This window comes from Microcella daejeonensis, assembly GCF_026625045.1.
Lineage (GTDB): Bacteria > Actinomycetota > Actinomycetes > Actinomycetales > Microbacteriaceae > Microcella > Microcella daejeonensis.
The window spans coordinates 1,207,996-1,230,715 of the sequence record NZ_CP113089.1 but is presented as its reverse complement, the minus strand read 5'-3'; the positions used below and the strand labels follow the sequence as shown (position 1 = coordinate 1,230,715).

Sequence of the window (22,720 nt, the reverse complement as noted above, 5' to 3'; positions counted from 1 at the left end):
ACGGGGGATCGCCGCCACGGTAGGCAGATCGCGCGCTCAGGGGCAACGCATTTGTTGGGACTCGCAACATAGCGTTACGCGATCGTGATCGAATGTTTCACGAGAGTTTCGGGATACTCATCGGCGGCCTGCGCGTGGGAGCGCGCCCATCGGCACGGGCCCGCGCCGGGCATCCCGAACCGCCGCCCCGGCCGTGACGAGCGGGCCCCGCCCGGCCCTCGCGGGAGGCGATCGGGGAATACCGGCGGTCGGATCCCCCTTGCACGAAGCATGCGTGCAGTCGTCTACTCCCAGCCCGGCCCGTCGTCCGTTCTCGAGCTCACCGAGCGGGAGCCGGCCGCGCCCGGCCCGGACGAGGTGCGGGTGCGGGTCGCCGTGTCGGGCGTCAACCCCACCGACTGGAAGGCCCGCGCGGGCAAGCCGGTCGAGGTCGCCGAGATGGTGCCGAACCAGGACGGCGCGGGCGTCGTCGATGCCGTCGGCTCGGGCGTCGACGGTCTGACGGTCGGCGATCGCGTGTGGCTGTTCCTCGCCGCCCACGAGCGCCCGACGGGCACGGCGCAGGAGTTCACCGTCGTGCCGGCGAGCCGCGTCGTGCGACTGCCCGAGGGCATCGGGTTCGACGTCGCTGCGAGCCTGGGCGTTCCCGCCATGACCGCGCACCGCGCGCTCACCGTGCACGAGTTCGGCCCGACGCGCCTCTCCCCCGGCGCCCTCGACGGCCGCACGGTGCTCGTGCAGGGCGGAGCGGGAGCCGTCGGCCACGCCGCGATCCAACTGGCGGTCTGGGCGGGAGCGACCGTGATCGCCACGGTCAGCAGCGACGACAAGGCCGAGCTCGCCCGCGCCGCCGGCGCCCATCACGTGCTGCACTACCCGGACGCGGAGCTCGCGGCCCGCGTGCTCGCCCTCGCACCCGCCGGCGTCGACCACGTCGTCGAGGTCGCCCCCGCGCAGAACGCCGCCCTCGACGTCGAGGTGCTCGCCAACCACGGCAGCATCGCCTACTACGCGAACAACAACGGCGACGAGTTCACCGCTCCGATCGTGGCCAGCTTCGCCAAGAACGCCCGCTGGCAGGGGCTGCTGCTCTACACCGTCGGGCCCGAGCCTCTCGCGGCCGCCGCGGACGACATCACCGCCGCGCTCGAGGCCGGCGCTCTTCCCGTGGGCGCGGAGGCGGGGCTGCCGATCACGTGGTTCCCGCTCGAGGAGACGGCATCGGCGCACGATGCGGTCGAGGCCGGGGTCACCGGCAAGGTGCTCATCCGCGTCGCGGACGACCTGGTCTGAGGCGGGCCGGCGCGCCCCGCTACGCCTCGGGCTCGCCCGAGAGGATGCCCCGCAGCCAGTCGCGCGCATCCGTGAAGACGTCGTCGCCGTACTGCGAGACGACCTCGATCTGCTGCCGGTCGGCCCGCGGGTACGAGCCGAGGAACATCACGGCGGGGCTGAACCGCTTGAGGCCGAGCAGGGCGTCGGCGACGCGCTCGTCGTGCACGTGCCCGTCGAGGTCGATGACGAAGCGGTACCGGCCGAGGGCGTCGCCGATGGGCCGCGACTCGAGCAGGCTCATGTTGACGCCGCGGGTGGCGAACTGCTCGAGCATCTCGAGCAGGCGCCCGGGGGCGTCATCGGGCAGCTCCACGATGATGCTCGTCTTGTCGGCACCCGTGCGCTCGGGCAGGCCGAGGGTGCGGCTCACGAGCACGAAGCGCGTGACGGCGTTCGGGTTGTCGCCGATGTTCTCGGCGAGCAGCTGCAGCGGGTGGTGGTCGGTGATGCCCGGGGGCGCGATCGCGGCCTCGGCGAGCTCGGAGCTCAGCAGGCTGGTCGCCGCGGCGACGTTCGAGGCGGCGGGCACGTGGCCGTGCGTGGGCAGCTGCGATTCCAGGAACCGGCGGCACTGGGCGTAGGCGACGGGATGCGCGGCGATGACCCGCACGTCGGCGAGAGCCGTTCCGGGCCGACCGACGAGTACGAAGCTCACCGGCACCAGGTACTCGCCGATGATGCGCAGTCCGGGGATCGTGGCCAGAGCATCCTGCGTCGCGCTCACGCCGCCCTCGACCGAGTTCTCGATCGCGATCATCGCGGCGACGCTGCGCCCCGACATGACGTCGTCGAGCGCCTCGCCCACGTTGCTGACGCCCCGCCAGGCGGCGCCCTCGGCCTCGGGCACCTGCCGCAGGGCCTCCCAGGTGAAGGTGCCGACGGGGCCCAGGTAGCTGTAGACCGGGGTCGCGTCGGGGGCTGCGCTCATGCTCCGCAGTCTAGGCGCGGCTCACGGTGCCGAGCGGGCCGGGCGCGCGCCGCAGCGGTGCGGGGGCCCGCGGCGCCGGGCACCTGCGAGCCGCCCCGGAACCGCCTCCCCGCCCCGACCCCCGCGGTGGTTGGATGAACCCATGACCCGTGCCGGCACCCCCGCCCAGCCCTCCGATCTCGTCGACGTCGATGCCCTCCTCGCGGCGTACCACGACCGCACGCCCGACCTCGACGATCCGGCGCAGCGGGTGGTCTTCGGCACGAGCGGCCACCGCGGCTCGAGCCTCGACGGCGCCTTCACCGACACCCACATCGCCGCGATCACGCAGGCGATCGTCGAGTACCGCGCCCAGCAGGGCGTGCGCGGCCCGATCTTCGTCGGCGCCGACACCCACGCGCTCTCGAACCCCGCCCAGCGCACCGCGCTCGAGGTGCTCACCGCGCACGGCGTGCTCACCTTCGTCGACGCGAACGACGACTACGTGCCGACCCCGGCGCTGAGCCACGCGATCATCGCCCACAACCGGCATGCGGCGAAGGATGCCCAGGCCGACGGCATCGTCATCACGCCGTCGCACAACCCTCCGCGCGACGGCGGCTTCAAGTACAACCCTCCGCACGGGGGCCCGGCCGACTCCGACGCCACGGGCTGGATCGCGGCGCGCGCGAACGAGATCATCGCCGGCGGCAACCGCGACGTGAAGCGCGGAACCGCCGTCGAGACGAACGCCTACGACTTCCGCGAGCACTACGTCAGCGACCTCGCCTCCATCCTCGACCTCGAGGCCATCCGCGCCTCGGGCCTGCACATCGGCGCCGACCCGCTCGGCGGCGCCGCGGTCAGCTACTGGCAGCGCATCGCCGAGCTGCACGGCCTCGACCTCACGACAGTGAACCCCTACGTCGACCCGGCGTGGGGCTTCATGACGCTCGATTGGGACGAGAAGATCCGCATGGATCCGTCGAGCCCGAGCGCCATGGCGAGCGTGCTCGCGCACAGAGACGACTACGCGGTGCTCACCGGCAACGACGCCGACGCCGACCGCCACGGCATCGTCACCCCCGACGGCGGGCTGATGAACCCGAACCACTACCTCGCGGTCGCGATCGAGTACCTGTACGCGCACCGCCCCGACTGGCGCGCCGACGCCGCGATCGGCAAGACCCTCGTCTCGTCGAGCATGATCGATCGCGTGGCCGCCGGTCTCGGCCGGCGCCTCGACGAGGTGCCGGTGGGCTTCAAGTGGTTCGTGCCGGGCCTCATCGACGGCTCGGTCGCGTTCGGCGGCGAGGAGAGCGCGGGCGCGAGCTTCGTGCGCCGCGACGGCACCGTCTGGACGACCGACAAGGACGGCATTCTGCTCGCCCTGCTCGCGAGCGAGATCACGGCCGTCACCGGGTCGACGCCGTCCCAGCTCTACACGGGGCTGACCTCGCGGTACGGCGCTCCGGCCTACCAGCGGGTGGATGCTCCCGCCGACGCCGCGCAGAAGGCCGCGCTCGCGAAGCTCTCCGGCGAGGCCATCACGGCCTCCGAACTCGCGGGCGAGCCCATCACGGCGAAGCTCTCGCACGCTCCCGGCAACGGTGCCGCGATCGGCGGCGTCAAGGTCGTCACCGAGAACGCCTGGTTCGCGGCCCGCCCGAGCGGCACCGAGGACGTCTACAAGATCTACGCCGAGTCGTTCCGCGGTGCGGAGCACCTGGCGCAGGTGCAGCAGGAGGCCAAGGCGATCGTGGACGCGGCTCTTGCCGGCTGAGCCCGCGCCGATCGACGTATCCGCGCTTCACGCCGAGTGGGACGCGCTCACCGCTGAGCAGCTTCATGCCGCGGGCGGTATGAAGTGGAGCTACTTCCCCGTGCCGCTCGGCGCCTGGGTCGCCGAGTCCGATCTCGGCACCCCCGCCGAGGTGACGGAGGCCGTCGTCGCCGCCACGCAGGCGGGGGTGACGGGCTACCTGCCTCCGGCGGTGAGCGCCGACATGAGCCGGGCGACCGCCGACTGGATGCGGGATCGCTACGGCTGGGAGGTGCCGGCGGAGAGCATCCACCCGATCGCCGACGTCATCACGGGGCTCGATCTCGCGATCGACCACTTCTCGCGGCCGGACTCGGCGGTGGTCGTACCGACTCCGGCATACATGCCTTTCCTGCAGGTTCCGGGGCGGCACGGGCGCGCGGTGATCGAGGTGCCGAACGCGCTGCGGGAGGACGGACGGGAGACGCTCGACCTGGCCGGCATCGAGGCCGCGCTGGCCGCGGGCGCCGGGCTCGTGGTGCTGTGCAACCCGCTGAACCCGGGCGGGCGCGTGTTCGAGCGCGAGGAGCTGGCGGCGCTCTCCGAGGTCGTCGCGCGGCACGATGCGCGGGTCTTCGCCGACGAGGTGCATGCGCCGCTCGTGTTCGCGCCGCACCGGCATGTTCCGTATGCGAGCGTGAGCGCGGCATCCGCCGATCACTGCGTCACGGCGACGAGCGCCTCGAAGGCGTTCAACCTGCCGGGGCTGAAGGCGGCGCAGTTCATCACGCACTCCGCGGCGGACGAGGCGGTCTGGCAGACGATCGGCCCTCTCGCGAGCCACGGGGCGAGCACGCTCGGCGTCATCGCGAACACGGCGGCGTATCGGTGGGGTGCCCCGTGGCTGGAAGCGCAGCTGGAGTACCTCGACCGCAACCGCCGCCTGCTGGCCTCGCTGCTCGCGTCGCATCTTCCCGAGGTGCGGTACCGGATGCCCGAGGGCACGTACATCGCCTGGCTCGACGTGAGCGCGCTCGAGCTCGGCGACGACCCCGCGCTCTGGCTGCGCGAGCGGGCCGGCGTCGCCCTGACCGACGGGCGCGCGTGCGGAGCGGCCGGCGTCGGCCACGTGCGCATGATCCTCGCCACCCCCGCGCCGGTGCTCGAGCGCATCGTGCTCGCGATCCGCGACGCGGTGCGCGGGTAGGGCGCCGCGCCTTTCTACCCGCCCGCGAGGCCGCGCCTGCGCGCCTGCCCGCCCGGCCGCCCGCCCGCGTTGCGCCTGCGAGGCCGCGCTGCGCAAGCCGGGCGCAGGGCGGCGGGTGCGCGCGCCGGACTGCCCGCAGCTCAGGCCGGCGGCGCCTGCGTCCGCCGCGCCGCGAAGTCGCGGAACGCGTCGAGGCTGCGCTGCGTCTCCTTCGGGAAACTCGAGCCGAACAGCGCGCCGACGACGCGCATGATCCCGCTGAAGCCGAACTCGTTGCGCTGCTCGACGAGCGTCGTGCGGGCATCCCCTTGCTCGAAGCGGGTGTCGCAGACGTTGCGCACGCCGTCGGCCTCGTAGACGACGCGCCAGCGGCGCGGCAGGTCGCCGAGCTCGACCGTCTCGGTCATGACCATCGTGCCGCGGCGTCCGCGGCGGAAGGTCAGACGGGTGCGGGCACCGGTCGCGGGCGGGGTACCCTCGAGCACCTCCACCGTCTGCAGGGTCGGCTGCCACGCCGACCAGGTGGTCGTGTCGGTGAAGAGCGCGGCGACGGCGTCGAGGTCGCCCGGCACGATGACGCGCTTCGTGTACTCCATGGCGCGAGCGTAGACCTCCGCCGTGCGGGCCGGAAGGGCGGACCGGTCGGTTCAACCGGCACTGCGCGCGGCGTCCCGCACGCTCCTGGCTCGGTGTTCTCCGCCGGTCATGGAACCCCAATCGTCTGCGGCCCCTGTCCTGCCGGCGTGTCCGTCTGCGCCCTCCCGCACGCCGCTCTCCCCCGCTGCGGCACTCCCGGTCTCGCGCTCTCCCGTGCTCCCGCTCTCCCGCGCTTCCGCGCTTCCGCGCTTCCGCGCTTCCGCCGATGGCAAGCCGCTCTCCGCTCGCGCTATGTGCACTCAAGGCTCCGCAACCGCCAGAGGTTGTGGAGCCTTGAGCGCACATAGCCGCCGTGGAGCACCCCACCCGAAGCGATCCGAGCCGCGCTTCACGGCGCGGCGATGTCCCGGAGGTTCTGCTGCACACGCTTCGTAAGTCGAAGCTTCCGCGTCATTGCGGAATTGCGGAAGCTTCCGCTTACGGAGGCCCTGAGGAAGGCGTCGGCAAGCGCGGAAGCGGCGGGAGCCAGGTCTCAGGGCCGGTGTTGGGCGTTGGGCGTCGGGCGTCGGGCGTCGGGCGTCGGGCGTCGGGCGTCGGGCGTCGGGCGTCGAACGATATCAGCGCGGTGCCGGGTGAGCCCGATCATCACGGGTGCGCCCGAAAGCTCCGGCCCAGTCGCCACTTCCGGGCTCACCCGCGGCAGGCTCGGGCGGGCGGGCGAGCCGGCCCGCGCGAGCGGCCCCCACGGCCGGGCGACTCACCCGTAGTCGGGCGCGGCAGGCAGCCCGAAGAACTCCTCGAGCGTGGCGACCCCGCTCGCCCGCAGCTCGGCCGCCAGGTCGAGACCCACGTACCGGAAGTGCCACGGCTCGTACGAGAACCCCGTCACCGGAGTCGCGCCGGACGGGTACCGCAGCACGAACCCGAACCGGTGAGCGTTCGCCGCCAGCCAGACCCCGTGCGGCGTCTCGCCGAAGCAGGGCTGCAGCGAGCAGACCTGCGGCTGCGAGCCGAAGTCGATCGCGAGCCCGGTCTGGTGCTCGCTGTGGCCGGGGCGGGCGCTCACGAGATCGGCGGCCTCCTGCCCCTGCGCGGCGACGACGCCGTTGTAGACCGAGACCTGCGTGCCGTAGCTGCGGTAGGCGCTCAGCGAGATCAGCTCGAGCCCCGCCTCGTCGCGCGCCGCCTGCACGACGGCGACCGCGGCATCGGCCGCCTCCTGCCGCAGCGAGGGCGCGTTCGTGAACCCCACGGGCACCGGCACGAGATCCGGCGGAACGTAGTCGCTCGGCTGCAGCGGCCGCCGCTTGTTCGACACCACCCACAGGGAGGCGGGGTCGTCGATCGACAGCGCGCTCCGATCGAAGGTCGGCGTCGGCGAGAGGGTGGGCGACGGCGTCTCCTGCGGGGTCGGGATGACCGGCGCAGGCAGCCCGTCGACCGAGGGCGGCACCGGATCCGAGGCCGGCGCGCAGGCCGCGAGACCCACGAGCAGCACGCCCGCCACGGCGAGCGCCGGAGCCCGCCGAGCCGACCGGCCCGCACCCCGCCCCGCCGCGACCCGCGCCTCCCGCCGCAGCGCCACCGGAGCCCGCCGCGGGCGCCCCGAAAGACCCGGGGCGCGGCGCGAGAAGAGCATGGGTCGAGGCTATCGCCGAACCCGCGGCGAGCATCCATGCGTATGCATAACGCCGCTGACCAGCCATTTCAGACGGATGTGGAAAACGCGTTGACAGTTCCAGAAACGAGTGCCTACAGTGAGCGCCGAAGTGAGAGCGCTCTCACGTCACGATGTGAGAGCGCTCTCACGCCCCACCCCCACGCACAAAGGAGTGATCGTGACGTTCTCACGTCGTACCACCGCGACCGGCGCCCTCGCCGGAGCGGCCGCCCTCGCCCTCGTCATCACCGGCTGCGCCAGCGGCGGCGGCGAGCAGACCGGAGCCGATGGCGACATCACGCTCACGGTCGCCACCTTCAACGACTTCGGGTACACCGACGAGCTGCTCGCCCAGTACGAGGCCGAGAACCCCGGTGTGACGATCGTGCACAACCGCGCGGCCACCTCGAACGACGCCCGCGACAACTTCTTCACCAAGCTCGGCGCCGGCTCGGGCCTCGCCGACATCGAGGCCGTCGAGGTCGACTGGTTCGCCGAGATGATGCAGTACTCCGACCTGCTCGCCGACCTGAGCGACCCCGAGATCGCCGACCGCTGGGTCGACTGGAAGACCGAGGCCGCGACCGACGCCGACGGCCGTCTCGTCGCCTACGGCACCGACATCGGCCCCGAGGCCGTCTGCTACCGCGCCGACCTCTTCGCCGAGGCCGGCCTGCCCACCGACCGCGCCGAGGTCGCCGCCCTGCTCGAGGGCGACTGGGATCGCTACTTCGAGGTCGGCGACCAGTTCGTCGAGGCCACCGGCGGCGCCTGGTTCGACTCGGCCGGCGCCACCTACCAGGGCATGATCAACCAGGTCGAGTTCGCCTACGAGGAGGAGGAGGGCACCGTCATCGCCACCGAGAACCCCGAGGTCAAGGCGATCTACGAGCAGGTTCTCGAGGCCAGCGAGACGCAGTCCGCGCACCTCGCGCAGTGGAGCGACGACTTCTTCGCCGGCATGGCGAACGGCGACTTCGCCACGATGCTCTGCCCCGGCTGGATGCTCGGCGTCATCGAGGGCAACGCCCCCGAGGTCACCGACTGGGACATCGCCGACGTGTTCCCCGGCGGCGGCGGCAACTGGGGCGGCTCGTACCTGACCGTTCCCGCCCAGGGCGCCAACGTCGAGGAGGCGACGAAGCTCGCCGCGTGGCTGACCGCCCCCGAGCAGCAGCTGCAGGCCTTCGACTCGGCCGGCACCTTCCCGAGCCAGACGGCCGCCTACAGCGAGGATGCCCTGCTCACCGCCACCAACGAGTACTTCAACGACGCCCCCGTCGGCGAGATCCTCGTCAACCGCTCCGAGGCCATCGGCGTCGCGCCCTTCAAGAGCGTGAAGTACTTCCCCATCAATGACGCGCTGCAGAAGTCGCTGACCCGCGTCGACGTCGACGGCACCCACACGATCGAGAGCTCGTGGGAGCAGTTCGTGGCCGAGGTCGAGGCGCTCGGCTAAGCCGCTCCGACCCACCCGCCCGGGGGCGTGCGACCGCGTTCGCGCCGCACGCCCCCGGTACCCCGGCTCGCGCCCCGCGCGGCCCCGCACCACGACACGACCCCTCGGGAGCATCCATGACCGCCACCGCCGACCGGCCCCGCGCCACCGGCACGCCGCCCACGGCACCGCCGACGAAGCGCGCGCCCTCCGACACGACGGGCAAGACCGAGCGGCAGATCCGCCGCATCGCCTTCTCGCAGACGCTCTCCCGCTGGGACTTCAAGTACTCGCCGTACCTCTACATCTCGCCGTTCTTCATCCTGTTCGCGATCGTCGGGCTGTTCCCGCTGCTGTACACGGCGTGGGTGAGCGTGCACGAGTGGAACCTCATCGGCGGCCAGGGCGACTTCGTCGGCGGCGACAACTTCGCCTTCGTGCTGCAGCAGCCGCAGTTCTGGATCGCGCTGCGCAACACCTTCTCGATCTTCCTCATCTCGGCCGTGCCGCAGGTGGCCACCGCGCTGCTCATCGCCGCCGTGCTCGACCGCAACCTGCGCGGCAAGACCTTCTGGCGCATGGGGGTTCTGCTGCCCTACATCGTCGCCCCCGTCGCGGTCGCCCTGATCTTCAGCAACATGTTCGGCGACCAGTACGGGCTCATCAACAACCTGCTCGGGCAGCTCGGCATCGATCCCATCGGCTGGCACAGCGAGGTGCTGCCGAGCCACCTGGCGATCGCCACGATGGTCAACTTCCGCTGGACGGGCTACACGGCGCTCATCCTGCTCGCGGCCATGCAGGCCATCCCGCGCGACTACTACGAGGCCTCGATGCTCGACGGCGCCGGGGTCGTGCGGCAGTTCTTCTCGATCACGATCCCCCAGCTGCGTCCGACCCTGATCTTCGTCATCGTGACCTCGACCATCGGCGGGCTGCAGATCTTCGACGAGCCGCGACTGTACGACAGCGCGGGCCAGGGCGGAGCATCCGGTCAGTGGATGACCATCACGATCTACCTCTACAACCTCGGCTGGGGCCAGCTGAACTTCGGGCGGGCCGCCGCGGTGGCCTGGCTGCTGTTCCTCATCATCGTGCTCGTCGGCCTGCTGAACCTCGCCATCACCCGCCGCATCGCGAGCGGCGACAACCCGCAGAAGGTGCTCGACCGGGCCTCGCGCCGCGCCGCCCGCAGCGCCGCTCGCACCGCCCGCACCGCCCGCACCCGTCGCGACCAGGAGGTCGACGCATGAGCGCCCCCGTCCTTCCCCCCGTGGCCGTCGTCGAGGCGGATGCCCGGCAGGGCTCCTCCCCCGCCGAGCGCGCCGCGGCCCGCCGCCCGAAGCGTCGCCGGCTGCAGAACGGGCAGCGACCCGGGTTCCTCGCCTACGGGTTCCTCACCGCGGTCATCCTGGGCTCGGTGTTCCCCCTCTACTGGTCGTTCCTGATCGGATCGGGCGACGCCACCACGATCACCCGGCAGGACATCGTGTGGTGGCCGGGCGGCAACTTCCTCGACAACGCCGCCGCGGTGCTCACCGACGGCAGCGTCAACTTCTGGCGGGCCGTCGGCAACTCGATCCTCGTGTCGACCGTCGTCGCCGCCGCCGTCGTGCTGTTCTCCACGCTCGCGGGCTTCGCCTTCGCGAAGCTGCGGTTCCGGGGGCGGAACGGGCTGCTCGTCTTCGTCATCGCCACGATGGCGGTTCCGACCCAGCTGGGCGTCGTGCCCCTCTTCATCGCGATGAGCGAGCTGCAGCTCGCGGGCACCCTCAGCGCGGTCATCCTGCCGGCGATCGTCAGCGCGTTCGGCGTGTTCTGGATGACGCAGTACCTCAGCCAGGCGCTGCCCTACGAGCTCATCGAGGCGGCGCGCGTCGACGGGGCGAGCATGATCCGCACCTTCTGGTCGGTGGCGCTGCCCGCCGCCCGGCCGGCCGCGGCGATGCTCGCGCTGTTCGTCTTCATCGCCACCTGGACGAACTTCTTCTGGCCGTTCATCGTTCTCGACCGGCAGGATCCGACGCTGCCCGTCGCGCTCTCGCTGCTGCAGAGCAACTACTTCGTCGACTACTCGGTGGTCATGGCGGGCGTCATCCTCTCGACGATCCCGCTGCTGATCCTGTTCGCCGTCGCCGGCCGTCAACTGGTCAGCGGCATCATGCAAGGAGCTGTGAAGGGATGACCCTCCTCACCCCCGCCCCCATCGTCACCCCTCGAGCCGCCGCGCGGGCGTTCCCCGCCGACTTCCGCTTCGGGGTCGCGACCGCCGCCTTCCAGATCGAGGGCTCGACCCACGTCGAGGGCCGCACCGACTCCATCTGGGACGCGTTCGCGCGCGTACCCGGCGCCGTCGTCGGCGGCGACTCCGGCGAGCCGGCGTGCGACCACTACCGGCGCATGCCGAGCGACGTCGCCCTCATGCGCGAGCTCGGCGTGCAGACCTACCGCTTCTCGACGTCGTGGTCGCGCGTGCAGCCCGACGGCGGCGCGGTGAACCCGGCCGGGCTCGCGTTCTACTCGCGCCTGGTCGACGAGCTGCTCGAGGCGGGCATCCAGCCGTGGCTGACGCTCTACCACTGGGATCTTCCGCAGGCGCTCGAGCAGCAGGGCGGGTGGCGCAACCGCGACACCGCGCACCGCTTCGTCGAGTACGCCGGCCACGTGCACGACGTGCTCGGCGACCGCATCGACGCCTGGACGACGCTCAATGAGCCGTGGTGCTCGGCCTTCCTCGGCTACCTCAGCGGCGAGCACGCGCCGGGCATCCAAGACCCGCAGGCCTCGCTCGACGCGGCGCACCACCTGCTGCTGGGGCACGGGCTCGCCACGCAGGAGCTGCGCCGACGGGATGCCTCGCTGCAGCTCGGCATCACGCTCAACCTCACCGTGCCCGACCCCGTCGACCCGCACGACGCGGCAGACCGCGACGCCGCGCGGCGCATCGACGGGCAGCACAACCGGCTGTTCCTCGATCCGATCTTCCGGGGCTCGTACCCGACGGATGTGGTGGAGGATCTCGCCGCCCTCGGGCTCGCGCTGCCGGTGCAGCCGGGCGACCTCGAGGCGATCGCGACGCCCATCGACGCGCTGGGGGTCAACTACTACCAGGGCGGGGCGGTGAGCGGGCATCCCTTCGCCGGTGCCTCGCTCGCGGCCGCCGCGCCGTCGGAGCGGCCGAAGCTGTCGCCGTTCCCGGCCGGGCAGGGAGTGCACTTCCACCCGCGGGGCCTGCCGGTCACGGCCATGGACTGGGAGGTGCAGCCCGAGGGGCTGACCCGCCTGCTGCGGCGCGTGCACGAGGAGTACACCGAGCCCGCGGGCGCGCTGCTCGCGGTGACGGAGAACGGCGCCGCCTACGACGACGTCGTGGAGCCCGACGGCTCAGTCGACGACGTGGCTCGGGCCGATTTCCTCGAGGCGCACCTCGCGGCAGTGCTCGACGCGATCGACGCGGGGGTTCCGGTGCACGGTTACTTCTACTGGTCGCTCATGGACAACTACGAGTGGGCCTGGGGCTACGCCAAGCGCTTCGGGCTCGTGCGGGTCGACTACGCGACGCAGGAGCGCACGGTGAAGTCGAGCGGGCTGCGGTACCGGCGCATCATCGGCGCGCGGGCGCTGCCGGCGACGAGCTCGGATTCGGGCTCCGGCGCGGGTGCGGTGCCCGGTGCGGGTTCGGGTTCGGGCGCGGGCTCGGGTTCCGTCTCGGGTTCGGCCGCGATGGGCGCCGCGGCGCACGCGGATGCCGACCCGCTCGCCTGATCGGGGCGCGGCGCACCCGCCGAATAGACTGCGCGACATGACCTCTGCGCCCGCCTCCGTCGACGCCGGCGCCCGCATCACGCCGACGCTCGAGATGGTGGCGGCCGAGGCGGGCGTCTCGCGCTCGACGGTGTCGCGCGTGGTGAACGGCTCGCCGAAGGTGAGCGCCGACGTGGTGGCGACGGTGCAGGAGGCGATCGCCCGCCTCGGCTACCGCCCGAACCGCGCCGCCCGCTCGCTGGCGAACCGCCGCTCGATGGCGATCGCGCTCGTCGCGCCGGAGGACACGACGCGCTTCTTCGGCGACCCCTACTTCGCCGCCGTCGTGCAGGGCATCAGCCGCGTGCTCGACGACAGCGACTACGTGCTGAACCTGCACCTGGCGGGCCCCTCGGGCTCGCGCAAGTCGGTCGACTACCTGCTGGGCGGCAACGTCGACGGCGCAATCGTCGTCTCGCACCACTCGGGCGACCACGATCTGGCGACGCTCGGCGCGAGCCTTCCGGTGGTCTTCGGCGGCCGCCCCATCGACCCCGAGCAGACCCCGGGCACGTACTTCGTCGACGTCGACAACCGCCTCGCCGCCGCCGACGGCACCCGCTACCTCATCGACCGCGGCCGCACCCGCATCGCGACGGTGCACGGCCCGGTCGACATGCCGGCCGGTCTCGACCGCCTGGCCGGCTGGCGGGATGCCCTCGCCGCGGCCGGTCTGCCCGAGGGCCCGCGCGCCGACGGCGACTTCACGATGCTCGGCGGAGCCCGCGCCGCCCGCGAGCTGCTCACCTCGGGCGAGGAGTTCGACGCCGTCTTCGTCGCGAGCGACCTCATGGCGCTCGGCGTGCTCAACGTGCTGCGGGAGCGCGGCCTGCGCGTTCCGGAGGACGTCGCGGTCGTCGGCTTCGACGACAGCCCCGCGGCGCTCACCGGCGAGGTGCCGCTGACGACGGTGCGTCAGCCCTCCGAGCTCATGGGCGAGGCGATGGCGCGCATGATGCTCGACCTGCTGGCCGGGCGCGTGCCGGCGCAGACGCGCCTGCTCATGCCGACCGACGTGGTGGTGCGCGCGAGCGCGTAGATCTTGCTCGCGGTCGCACTGGCCGGTCGGCTGGTCGGCTGGTCACTGGGCCTTTCCGGGCCGGGGTGGGGCACCGCTCCTCTCTTATGTGCGCTCAAGCGTCCGAAGCCGGCGAGGCAAGGCCCGTTACCGCTCCGGGTCGACCGGCTCCCCGCCCGGCGTCGCCGCGTGCTCCACCCGGTACCGGCTGCTCACCATGCCGGCCTCGATCGTCGAGGTTCCGAGATGCACGAGGCGCGTCGACCGCGGAAGCCCGTGGAACAGCGGAAGCCCCTCACCGAGCACGATCGGCGCACGCGTGATGACGAGCTCGTCGATCAGGTCGCGCTCGAGGAAGGCGCTGATCACGCGACCGCCGTCGACGTAGACCCGGCCGGCGCCCTCGTCGGCGAGCAGCGCGCACGCCGCGTCGACCGACGGCACGACCGTGACGCGCTCGTCGGCCGCCGCATCGGATTTCGCCGCGAGGCTCGTGCTGATGACGATGACTCGGCGGTCGCCGTAGGGCCACTCTTCGAAGGTGAGCACCTTCTCGTAGGTTCCGCGCCCCATGACGAGGTGGGTGACGTCGGCGATGAAGCCGTCGTAGTCGGGCGCGGGGTCGGGGCCGGGATGCTCCGCCGCGTGCTCGCTCTGCGCGGGCGGGTCGGTCAGCCAGTCGATGTCGCCGTCAGGCCGGGCGATGTAGCCGTCGACGCTCGTGGCGATGAACACCTGGCCCGACCAGGTGCGCGGGGTTCGAGTCATGCGAATGCCTCCAGGGCGGTCAGCACCGAGTCCGAGGACGCGGTTCCGGTGGAATCGGGGTCGACGGCGTCGCGCAGGATGCCGCCGTGGGCGGCGTCGAGCAGCAGCCGCGCGAGCTGCGGCGCGGGCAGCGCGGCGCGCAACCGCCCGTCGTCCTGCGCGCGGCCGACGAGCGCGGTGAGGTGCGCGAGGTGCTTCGACCAGCCCTCGTGCAGCAGCAGGCGCAGCTCAGGATCGCGCAGATCCTCGACGAGCATGTCGATTCGGGCCAGCGTGCGGGTGGCGACGGCAACAGCGGTGCCGCCGTTGTCGTCGCTGTTCGTGGTCTCCTCGGCGGCGGGTACCCCCGCGCCCGGGTCTGCCAGTGAGGCGGCCCATCGCCGCAGCTCCCCCACCGCGTCGTCCCCGGTGGCGCCCTCGGGGATGCCCGCGATCCAGCGCCGGCTGAGTGCAAGCAGCAGCCCGTGCCGCGAGCCGAACCGCTTGATCAGTGTGGCCGCGTGCAGGCCGGTCGCCGCCGCCGCGCTCTCCAGGCTCCACGGACCGGTGTCCCCCTCGAGGGAGTCGGCGATGCGCTCGAGGACCTCGTCGTCGCTAACGGTTCGAGGTCGGGCCATGTGATTAGTAAATCATGATTGCGGAACAGGTGCGGCCGGGGGCAAGCGGCGGCGCGGCGCGGCGCAGCCGCTCAGCAGAGGTCGGGCGCAGGCGAGCGCGAAGAACGCCGTGCGGACCCACCGTCGCGATCGCGACCCGCTCGCACAAGCAGGTCCGCACGCTTCGGCACAACGAGGCCCAGCTCACTGTCACGCAAAGCGGCGGGACGCACATCGGCCCGGGGCTCCCTCGAGCGCCCCGGGCCGATGTGCGGTCAGTACTACTCGGCGGTGAAGAAGATCGGGTCGCCGAAGAGCGACTTCACCGTCCAGGTACCACCGGCAGCGTTCTCGGTCGGGATCATGATGAGGACGTTGCCCACGGCCGTCGAGCCGTTGTACATCTCGTTGATCTCGAACATGCTCGGCGACGGACCGACGGTCAGCGTGTCGCCCTCCGTGTGGGTCGTGCCGGCAGCCGAGACGTACTCCACCGTGATGTCGAGCCACGGCGTTCCCGTCTCCGCTCCGACGTAGGTCAGGTTCACGGGCACCAGGGCGTACTGGAACCCCTCGGTCGGCGGCTCGTTGAACTGGTTGGCCGCGGTGACCGCGTCGTTAGCATTCAGCACGGCGGGGCCGAGCGTCAGCTCGTAGGTGGGCTCACCGAACTCGCGGAGCTCGATCATCGTGCCGAGGGGCGCGGGGTTGTCGCGCGTTCCCACATCGGACGCGTCGGGCTCCGCCGGCTCCTCGGCCGGAGCCGCAGGCTCCGCCTCGACGTCGGCAGGCTCCTCGACGATGGTCGGCTCGCTCGAGACCTCGTCGATCGCGGCGCTGAAGCCGACGGCGTAGATGACGATGAAGATGAGGGAGAGGAGGAGCGCGAGCGCGGAGACGATCGTCCCGCTGAGCGAGAGCCCGCGCGAGGCGGCCTTCCGCGCAAGCGCGATGACTCCCAGCACGAGGCCGACGACGGCCAGCAGGGCGGAGAACACATTGAGCACGGGCACGGCGAATCCGAGGATCGCGATGATGCCGAGGATGAGAGACGCGATGGCGAGGCCATTGCCCGCGGGTCGCTTGGCTTCCACCGGCGCGGCAGGGGTGAAGGGGGGCGGGGGCGACGCGACGGTCGCGGTCGGGGAGTCGTGGGTGTCGCCCGCGGGCGAGGACGTAGGGGTGTCAGTCATGTCTCGAACCTAGGAGAAACCTGAGAGTGCTGAAAAGCCCTCATTCGGGGGCCGGTCCGGTCTCGCACAGGGGGCGCGCTCGGCAGAACCTCGGAGAGCAACCCCACGGTCCACTCCGGGCCCTCGATCCGGACGGTGCGCGAGATCGTCTCCGCGCTCCGCCGCTCGTCGGGAGGTGACTATTCCGAGCGAACAGCGGCGCCATGCCGCCGCACGGCCTCGCGCAGTCGCTTGGAGGGTGCCGCGTCGGCGTCCAGGGCGCGCTCGAGCTGCAGGACTTCGGCGGGCGTCATCGTGAGAACACGATCTTCGAGGAGGACTTGGCGCGCGTTGGCCATCGCAGCGCCGAGGACGAACGCCGTGACGTCCTGACCCTGCAGTCGGGCAGCGTCGCGGATCTGGTCGAGGGCTTCGGTGGAGATGCGCATGTTGATGCGCGTCTGCGAGGTCGTCATGAGGGGACTCTCTTCGAGCGGGGCGTGACAGAGGTGGGAGTGGCGGTGAGGAGCGAGTGTACATCCATTGTATGTACGCGGATAGGGGCGGCCGTAACGATCACCGCACGAGAGACCGGATCGCCTTCATCGGCATGAACAGGTGCAGCTCGTGATCCGCGAACTGCGTGAATCCGTAGCGACCGTAGAAGGCTGCCGCGTCTTTATCGATCGCGTGCACGACGAGCACTTCCACGCCGACGTTGTCGGCGACATCGACGGCGCCGCTGAGCGCGTGGACGAGCAGCGCTTCGCCCGCTCTCTTCCCGCGGTAGCTCACGCACACGGCGAGACGCGCGAGCAGCACCGCCGGCATCGGGTATCGGCGCTTGCCGGCGCCGTACGCCGTCGCGACCTCGTCGAGATCGAGTCGATACGCGAGCGAGGAGTAGTAGCCCACCACCCGCCCGTCCTCCGAGTCCGCTCCGACGAAGGTCGCCGAGTTGCCGCGCTTCTGCTGCTGAGCCGCCTGCGTTCGCAGCCAGTCGTTGAGTTCCGGAACTCCGCAGTCGAACGTCGAGCGGTCGTGGCCATCCAACCTCTCGATGATCATGCGGCCGCCCTTATTGCCCTCACACGTCAGGCCGATGACCGACCAACGCTCTTGAGCCAGAATGTAGCGGCAGCCACCGACACAAGAAGGCCGCTAATCCGCAGGCATCCACACCGCGCGCTCGCGGTGCGCGAACTCGGCGAAGGTCGTCGCGGGGGCTCCGGTGAGGCGGCGCACCTGGCGGTTCGGCAGGGCCGAGACATTCAAGCGCACGATGCGCCAGATCATCGCCTGCACGTCGATGTAGTCGGGGGCGGCTCCGGCGCGGCGCCGCTGCTCGGCGTACTCGACCGCGGTCGGGCGCGTGTAGCGGATGGGGCGGCCGAGCTCGGCGGTGAGCATCCGGGCGATGTCGTCGTAGGTGAGCGACTGCTCGCCCGACAGCGTGTAGGCCTTGCCGATGTGGCCGGGCTCGGTGAGCACGCGGGCGGCGACGCGTCCGATGTCGTCGGTGTCGATGACGGCGGTGCGGGCGCGGCCGGCGGGCACGGCGATCCGGTCGCGGTCGCGGATGTCGGCGCGGTACGTGGTGCTGAGGTTCTGCATGAAGAAGTTCGGGCGCAGGAACGTATACGGCGCCTTCCGGGCGCGCAGGTGCTTCTCGACCGCATGGTGCGGGGTGGCGCGGTTGAACTGCACCCCCTGCAGCGAGAGGAAGACGATGTGCCGGATGCCCCGCTCGAGCGCGGCGTCGGCGAAGGGCAGCAGGTGCCGGTGCACGTCGGCGATGGGCGGCGGGCGCAGCAGGAACAGGCGATCGCACCCGGCGAGAGCATCCGCCCAGGTGTTCTCGCTCTCGAAATCGAAGGGGCGCGCCTCGCTGCCGGGCACGACGCCCGCCTCGCCCGGGTCGCGCACGGCGCTCACGACGGGCTCGCCGCGGCCGAGCAGGTGGCGCACGACGGCCGAGCCCACTCCCCCGGTGGCGCCGGTCACCAGCACAGAGGGGCGGGGGCCGCGCGGCGGCTCGGATGCGGGGGTCAGCGTCATGCGTGAAGTTTAGGCGCTAAAGCATTCCGCCGTGCCGCCCCGCCTGGATGCCCGCTCGGGCTCGCTCGGTAGGGTGCCGGTCATGACGCTGACGGTGACCCACGAGCCCGATTCCGAGCGCTACACGGTGCACGACGGCGAGGAGCTGCGCGGCTTCATCGCCTACGACCGCCGCGACGGGGTGATGCAGCTCATCCATGTGGAGGTGCCGCCGTTCCTGCGCAACAAGGGGGTCGGCGGCGAGGTCGTGCAGGCGGTGCTCGATCACCTCCGGTCGGAGAGCACCGAGCGGGTCCAGCCGCGCTGCCCCTTCGTCGTCATGTGGATGCGGCGACACCCGGAGTACGCGGATCTCATGGCGCGGTAGGTGCTGCGGTAGGTCAGCCGCGCATGGTCCGGCCGAATCGGGAGTCGTAGTACGCGGTGGAGCCGAACTGCTCACCCGTGAGGCTGAAGTGCGAAGCTTCGCAGCGCGGCGGCATCAACTGGGACATCTGAACACGTAACCGGCTCTATTGGCAGGCCCGCGAATTGAGCAATCCGCCGTCAAAGATGCGCGCAAGCTTCCCTCCTGCGGACACCAGCACGAAGTTCGGTTTCCTAAACCGTAGACTTCGCCGGATGAGGCGGCACGGAAGGGGCGGTCGTGGGTGTCATTGACGACTTCGTAAGCGAGTACGAGCGGCAGTTCGACTTTTGGGATGCGTCGGCGCGCATTGCTCGAGGCTTGCTGGAGTCAGCGCTCGCGAGCTCGGGCTTGCGCGCCATCGTCACGAGTCGGGCCAAGTCGGTTGACCGTCTGGCCGACAAGCTGCACGCACGCAATCGCGAGAACACCTACACGTCTGTTGTTCAGATCCAAAAGGACATCGTTGATCTCGCCGGAGTTCGGGTGGCGCTGTACTTCCCCGGCCAGATGGAAGAGGCGGAGCGAGTCATCCGAGCAACGCTCGATGTGCAGCAGGATAAGCGCTTCCCACGCGATGAGGTGTTCGCTCGCTCGAGGCTGAGCGCGTCTGCGACGATCACTGCCAAAGGGGATCAGCCAGCTTCGCCCGGCGAGTTGGCTCACGTCCAGCGATTCTCAGGCTACGGCGCTCGGCATTTCCGAGCGCTCATTCCTGACTCGCGTCTAAGCCCAGGGCAAGATCGCTACGGGTCAGCTCTAGTTGAAATCCAGATGGCTTCGGTGCTCATGCATGCCTGGTCGGAGGTCGAGCATGACCTCGTGTACAAGCCCCTTGAGGGCGAGCTGTCGCCGTCGGAGTACGCACTTCTTGACCAACTCAATGGACTCGTGCTTGCCGGCGAAATTGCGCTCGAACAGCTCCAGAAGGCCGGAGACGCGCGAGTAACGATGGCCGAGACGCCGTTCCGCAACCATTACGAACTGGCTGAATTCCTCCGCTCCCGGCTATCGGCTCGGGACGTGGATCTCACTGACGCGACCCTGGGCAAGGTAGACGTGCTCTTCGATTATCTTGCTGAGCAACACTCCGCGACCGCTTCTTCTGTCGAGCCCTATCTCGATTTGCTTGAGCAAGACCTGGAGCACCGGCCAGTCGCCGCACAACTTGCGGATCTGATGTTGTCTGGCAACGAGTCCCGCTACAGCGCGTATCTGCGAGCCATGTCAGCAACACGTCACCCATCGAATCGTCGACAGGCCACTGTCGCGAGTTCGAAAGCTGACGCACCACAGACATTGGCTCTTGGTGAGTTCGTCGTCGCTTGGGTGCTACTAGAGACACTACTTAAGGACCTCACGCAATCTGGCGAGGCAAGGTTGCCACCGCTGCCTATGCTGTTTCGGGAGCTTCTTGCACGAGAACTCATCACGCCCGAGCAATTCACGGAGCTGAACACGATGCGCGAATTGCGTAATCGAGTTATTCACGGGAGGGCAACGGACACCCCTCCGGCGCGAATCAGCGAAGCGGCTGCGTGGCTGCGCGGGTTGACGCGAACCATCAAACGTAAGGCTGACGGACGCTAGATTGGGCTGCACGGTCGGCAGCTCCGTGTTTCCCCGCGGATGGGTGATGTCATCGCGGATTCCCAACGCCACCGATCGCAACGCAAGGTGCGCGCCACGGCGGCACGCGTCGACGCCGCCAATCCTCTACATCCTTAATCCACCATCGTCCCGCGGCTCACTAAGCCGTAGCGATCCTGCATCCTCAGATCCCTCGGATCGGCTCCCGGCCGAGTCACTCCCTCACTTGACTTGCCGGGAGGCGATGTTCCCAAAGCAGTTTCGCGACCTGTGCTCTAGCTGCTTCTTCGCCATCTGCTTGCACGCTAGCCCGAATCGCTGCCCAGGCGCGGTACGTGTGATGGGCGACGCCCAGAAGCAGGTCCGCAGTTCTGAGATTTATGTGCGGCGCGGCGATCGGGACGGCCTCCGGGTCAACCAGACTGCCGCGGGCCGCGATCACAGTCACGGAGCCTCCGGGAGGGCATCGACATCGCGGTCAGCGGCGAGGGAAACGAGATTCGCCGGCGCATCTCACCTATCAACATAAACACGAGCGTCTCGCCCGACCCCGTGCGCAGCTCGAGAGCGACCCCTGCGGTGATCACAGATAGTTCCCGTTGTGCGTTCGCAAGTGATCACCCTGATGCGACCACAGCGCGCCCACCCCATCCCGACCATGTGACAACTCACCGAACGCTGTCTATTGATTCGCGATCGCTATCGCGACCTAAGCTCGAGCCTGTTGCGGGAGACTTGGCCGTGCAGGGTTGGGCGCGTCCGACATCGTCGTCCTCCACGAGCGGTCGCTGATGGTTCTCAAGTTTGCGGGAGACTCTGGCCCATTGCGCAATGCCGCGCCCAGGACCGGGGCCCGCATTAGTTTTCTGCTGCTCCGGCAAAGGACACGAGGCGTGGATTCTCGAAGCCGTCCCAGCCGTTGAAGGCGAAGGCTTCGCGTATCGCCGCGGTGTTCATGTGCCGGTAGACGGCCGCGAGCTCGGTGTCGGTGCCGGAAAAGAGTGCGGCGCGCGCGACGGGGTCGTCGAGCAGGGTGAGGAACGCGGGCTCAGCCCTGCCCGCGTAGTAGAGGGCGAAATTTGTGTACGCGCCGAGCTTGACGTTTTCGTCTTTGCCGGCGCTAGCGATGCCCCGGTAAACGTCGAACTCGACCAGGAGATTGGTAAGGTCTCGCGTTTGACCGTCGCCCAACAGGTCGAAAAGGTGGGCAGCTACGGGTTTGGCCGCCTCGATGACGCCGCTTCGGGCGCCTTCCTCCTCCTTCAGCAATCCGGCTCGGGCGACCATGACTTCGGCCTTTCGAAACAGTGACTTCCAGTAGCCATCGTGTGTGCTGATGGGAGTGAGGCGGACCAGGTCCGCGAGGTGCTCCCACTGTTTCTCTTGCACGAGAACAGCGCCAAGGGCGTAGAGGTGCATCAGGACTTCCCTGTGGCCGAGCGGGAACCGGCGCGGCTGACTTAGGAAGTCTTCATCGGCGGCTTCGTAGATAACCCGGTAGCCCTCGACCGCTCGGGAGAAAGTCGTGCTCGCTGAGTAGCGCGCGGAAAGCCCAGCGACTATATCGAGCCGATCGAGCTGAGCACCTAGTTCAGACGCGACAGCCCTCGCGTCCTTTCCCGTGGCGGCATCAATGACAGTGACGGCGTTGCCGATCGTCTTCCGCAGGAGGAGATCAAGGCCGACTTCGTCATCGCGGCGGATCAGCTCAGTGACTGCCGCGCCGAACGACTCAGCCGGCATCTCGACGTTCACGTTGACGAACCCACCCGGCTCAAACACGGGGGTTGCGACGCGGATCGTCTCGAAGATGTCTCGGCGCCATTCCTCTTTGCGGATCGCGATGACTCGCTCCATGATCCCGCGGGCTTCGTGCTGATTCCATCGAACGCTAGAGGTACCGCGACGCACGAATACGTCACCGGCACGCCAGACGGTTTTGTCCCCGTACTCGCCATCTTTCGACATGATCCGCATGCCGTCCAAGTTCGGGCCCACGCCGATCAGTAGAAAGTCGTTGCACTCCACGCGGTGGAGAGCTGCGCTTAGGTCGATGGGTTCGCCTAGGACAGCGGCGACTTTCGACCGAATCTTCTGCTCATCGAAGTCGCGAACGGCTTCAGGTGCAAATAGGCCACTCGGCAATCCGCGATCGTCGGCGCCAACAACTATGTAGCCCCCGCCGGGGAGAGACTCCATCGCAGCAATATCCTTGCAGAGCTCGGTGAGGTCGGCTTTATGCCCCGGATGCCACGTTGCCTTGAAATCGAGATCGTCCGACTCTGCGCCGCGCGCCAGCAACGCGCGCAGGCGATCTAAGTCGATGCTCATCGGCACAACCTGAGAGTACAGCGCTGAAGGGGACAGTGGATTGGCGATTTCAGAAAGAGTGCCGGTGGCGG

At 70.0% G+C, this 22,720-nt stretch carries 20 protein-coding genes; 10 read left to right on the top strand and 10 right to left on the bottom strand.

The annotated features are described in order from the left end of the window. The first annotated feature begins 270 nt into the window (after positions 1 to 270). Entirely contained in the window at positions 271 to 1,293 is a 1,023-nt protein-coding gene (locus OVN18_RS05960) for an NADPH:quinone reductase (protein ID WP_267782668.1), read from the top strand. Between the two features lie 19 nt (positions 1,294 to 1,312). Here the strand turns inward: OVN18_RS05960 and pheA are convergent, their stop codons facing one another. Continuing rightward, positions 1,313 to 2,263, bottom strand: coding sequence for a prephenate dehydratase (gene pheA / locus OVN18_RS05955; protein ID WP_267782666.1), 951 nt, complete (start codon positions 2,261 to 2,263; stop codon positions 1,313 to 1,315). A gap of 142 nt (positions 2,264 to 2,405) precedes the next feature. Between pheA and pgm the strand changes: the two genes are divergently transcribed. Further along, entirely contained in the window at positions 2,406 to 4,025 is a 1,620-nt protein-coding gene (pgm, locus tag OVN18_RS05950; RefSeq protein ID WP_267782664.1) for a phosphoglucomutase (alpha-D-glucose-1,6-bisphosphate-dependent), read from the top strand. Next, positions 4,015 to 5,211: a MalY/PatB family protein gene (locus OVN18_RS05945; RefSeq protein WP_267782662.1), complete on the top strand. Its 1,197-nt coding sequence runs from the start codon at positions 4,015 to 4,017 to the stop codon at positions 5,209 to 5,211. The genes pgm and OVN18_RS05945 overlap by 11 nt, the downstream gene beginning before the upstream one ends. A gap of 140 nt (positions 5,212 to 5,351) precedes the next feature. On the opposite strand, the gene OVN18_RS05940 is transcribed toward OVN18_RS05945, so the two are convergent. Further along, positions 5,352 to 5,807, bottom strand: coding sequence for an SRPBCC family protein (locus tag OVN18_RS05940; protein WP_267782660.1), 456 nt, complete (start codon positions 5,805 to 5,807; stop codon positions 5,352 to 5,354). Positions 5,808 to 6,565: 758 nt separating this feature from the next. Next, on the bottom strand, positions 6,566 to 7,447 hold the full coding sequence (locus OVN18_RS05935) for a M15 family metallopeptidase (protein WP_267782658.1): 882 nt from the start codon (positions 7,445 to 7,447) through the stop codon (positions 6,566 to 6,568). A gap of 199 nt (positions 7,448 to 7,646) precedes the next feature. Between OVN18_RS05935 and OVN18_RS05930 the strand changes: the two genes are divergently transcribed. From OVN18_RS05930 to OVN18_RS05910, 5 genes are all read left to right on the top strand, one after another. Beyond that, on the top strand, positions 7,647 to 8,927 hold the full coding sequence (locus tag OVN18_RS05930) for an ABC transporter substrate-binding protein (RefSeq protein WP_407666068.1): 1,281 nt from the start codon (positions 7,647 to 7,649) through the stop codon (positions 8,925 to 8,927). 116 nt (positions 8,928 to 9,043) lie between these two features. Next, the gene (locus tag OVN18_RS05925; protein ID WP_267782656.1) at positions 9,044 to 10,159 is read left to right on the top strand and encodes a carbohydrate ABC transporter permease; all 1,116 of its coding nucleotides are present in this window, start codon (positions 9,044 to 9,046) and stop codon (positions 10,157 to 10,159) included. Next, the gene (locus OVN18_RS05920) at positions 10,156 to 11,091 is read left to right on the top strand and encodes a carbohydrate ABC transporter permease (protein WP_267782653.1); all 936 of its coding nucleotides are present in this window, start codon (positions 10,156 to 10,158) and stop codon (positions 11,089 to 11,091) included. The genes OVN18_RS05925 and OVN18_RS05920 overlap by 4 nt, the downstream gene beginning before the upstream one ends. Beyond that, positions 11,088 to 12,671: a GH1 family beta-glucosidase gene (locus tag OVN18_RS05915; protein ID WP_267782651.1), complete on the top strand. Its 1,584-nt coding sequence runs from the start codon at positions 11,088 to 11,090 to the stop codon at positions 12,669 to 12,671. Before OVN18_RS05920 ends, OVN18_RS05915 begins: the two co-directional genes overlap by 4 nt. A 37-nt stretch (positions 12,672 to 12,708) precedes the next feature. Continuing rightward, on the top strand, positions 12,709 to 13,749 hold the full coding sequence (locus OVN18_RS05910) for a LacI family DNA-binding transcriptional regulator (protein ID WP_267782649.1): 1,041 nt from the start codon (positions 12,709 to 12,711) through the stop codon (positions 13,747 to 13,749). A 126-nt stretch (positions 13,750 to 13,875) separates the two neighbouring features. Here OVN18_RS05910 and OVN18_RS05905 read toward each other — a convergent pair whose 3' ends face one another. The 6 genes from OVN18_RS05905 to OVN18_RS05880 form a co-directional block, all read right to left on the bottom strand. Next, positions 13,876 to 14,496 carry a dihydrofolate reductase family protein gene (locus tag OVN18_RS05905; RefSeq protein ID WP_267782647.1) on the bottom strand — a complete coding sequence of 207 codons (621 nt, stop codon included), beginning with the start codon at positions 14,494 to 14,496 and terminating at the stop codon, positions 13,876 to 13,878. Continuing rightward, positions 14,493 to 15,113, bottom strand: coding sequence for a hypothetical protein (locus OVN18_RS05900; protein ID WP_267782646.1), 621 nt, complete (start codon positions 15,111 to 15,113; stop codon positions 14,493 to 14,495). The genes OVN18_RS05905 and OVN18_RS05900 overlap by 4 nt, the downstream gene beginning before the upstream one ends. A 260-nt stretch (positions 15,114 to 15,373) precedes the next feature. Next, positions 15,374 to 16,285, bottom strand: a complete 912-nt coding sequence (locus tag OVN18_RS05895; protein ID WP_267782644.1) for a DUF4190 domain-containing protein — start codon at positions 16,283 to 16,285, stop codon at positions 15,374 to 15,376. Positions 16,286 to 16,464: 179 nt separating this feature from the next. After that, complete coding sequence (locus OVN18_RS05890) at positions 16,465 to 16,740, bottom strand: type II toxin-antitoxin system TacA family antitoxin (RefSeq protein ID WP_267782642.1); 276 nt, start codon at positions 16,738 to 16,740, stop codon at positions 16,465 to 16,467. 100 nt (positions 16,741 to 16,840) lie between these two features. Beyond that, entirely contained in the window at positions 16,841 to 17,332 is a 492-nt protein-coding gene (locus OVN18_RS05885; RefSeq protein WP_267782640.1) for a GNAT family N-acetyltransferase, read from the bottom strand. A 93-nt stretch (positions 17,333 to 17,425) separates the two neighbouring features. Then, on the bottom strand, positions 17,426 to 18,322 hold the full coding sequence (locus OVN18_RS05880; RefSeq protein ID WP_267782638.1) for an SDR family oxidoreductase: 897 nt from the start codon (positions 18,320 to 18,322) through the stop codon (positions 17,426 to 17,428). A 31-nt stretch (positions 18,323 to 18,353) separates the two neighbouring features. Here OVN18_RS05880 and OVN18_RS05875 point away from each other — a divergent pair, with 31 nt between their 5' ends. Further along, complete coding sequence (locus tag OVN18_RS05875; RefSeq protein WP_267782636.1) at positions 18,354 to 18,689, top strand: GNAT family N-acetyltransferase; 336 nt, start codon at positions 18,354 to 18,356, stop codon at positions 18,687 to 18,689. 279 nt (positions 18,690 to 18,968) lie between these two features. After that, on the top strand, positions 18,969 to 20,318 hold the full coding sequence (locus OVN18_RS05870) for a hypothetical protein (RefSeq protein WP_267782633.1): 1,350 nt from the start codon (positions 18,969 to 18,971) through the stop codon (positions 20,316 to 20,318). Between the two features lie 858 nt (positions 20,319 to 21,176). On the opposite strand, the gene OVN18_RS05865 is transcribed toward OVN18_RS05870, so the two are convergent. Continuing rightward, entirely contained in the window at positions 21,177 to 22,649 is a 1,473-nt protein-coding gene (locus OVN18_RS05865) for an AlbA family DNA-binding domain-containing protein (protein ID WP_267782936.1), read from the bottom strand. Between the last annotated feature and the right edge of the window lie 71 nt (positions 22,650 to 22,720).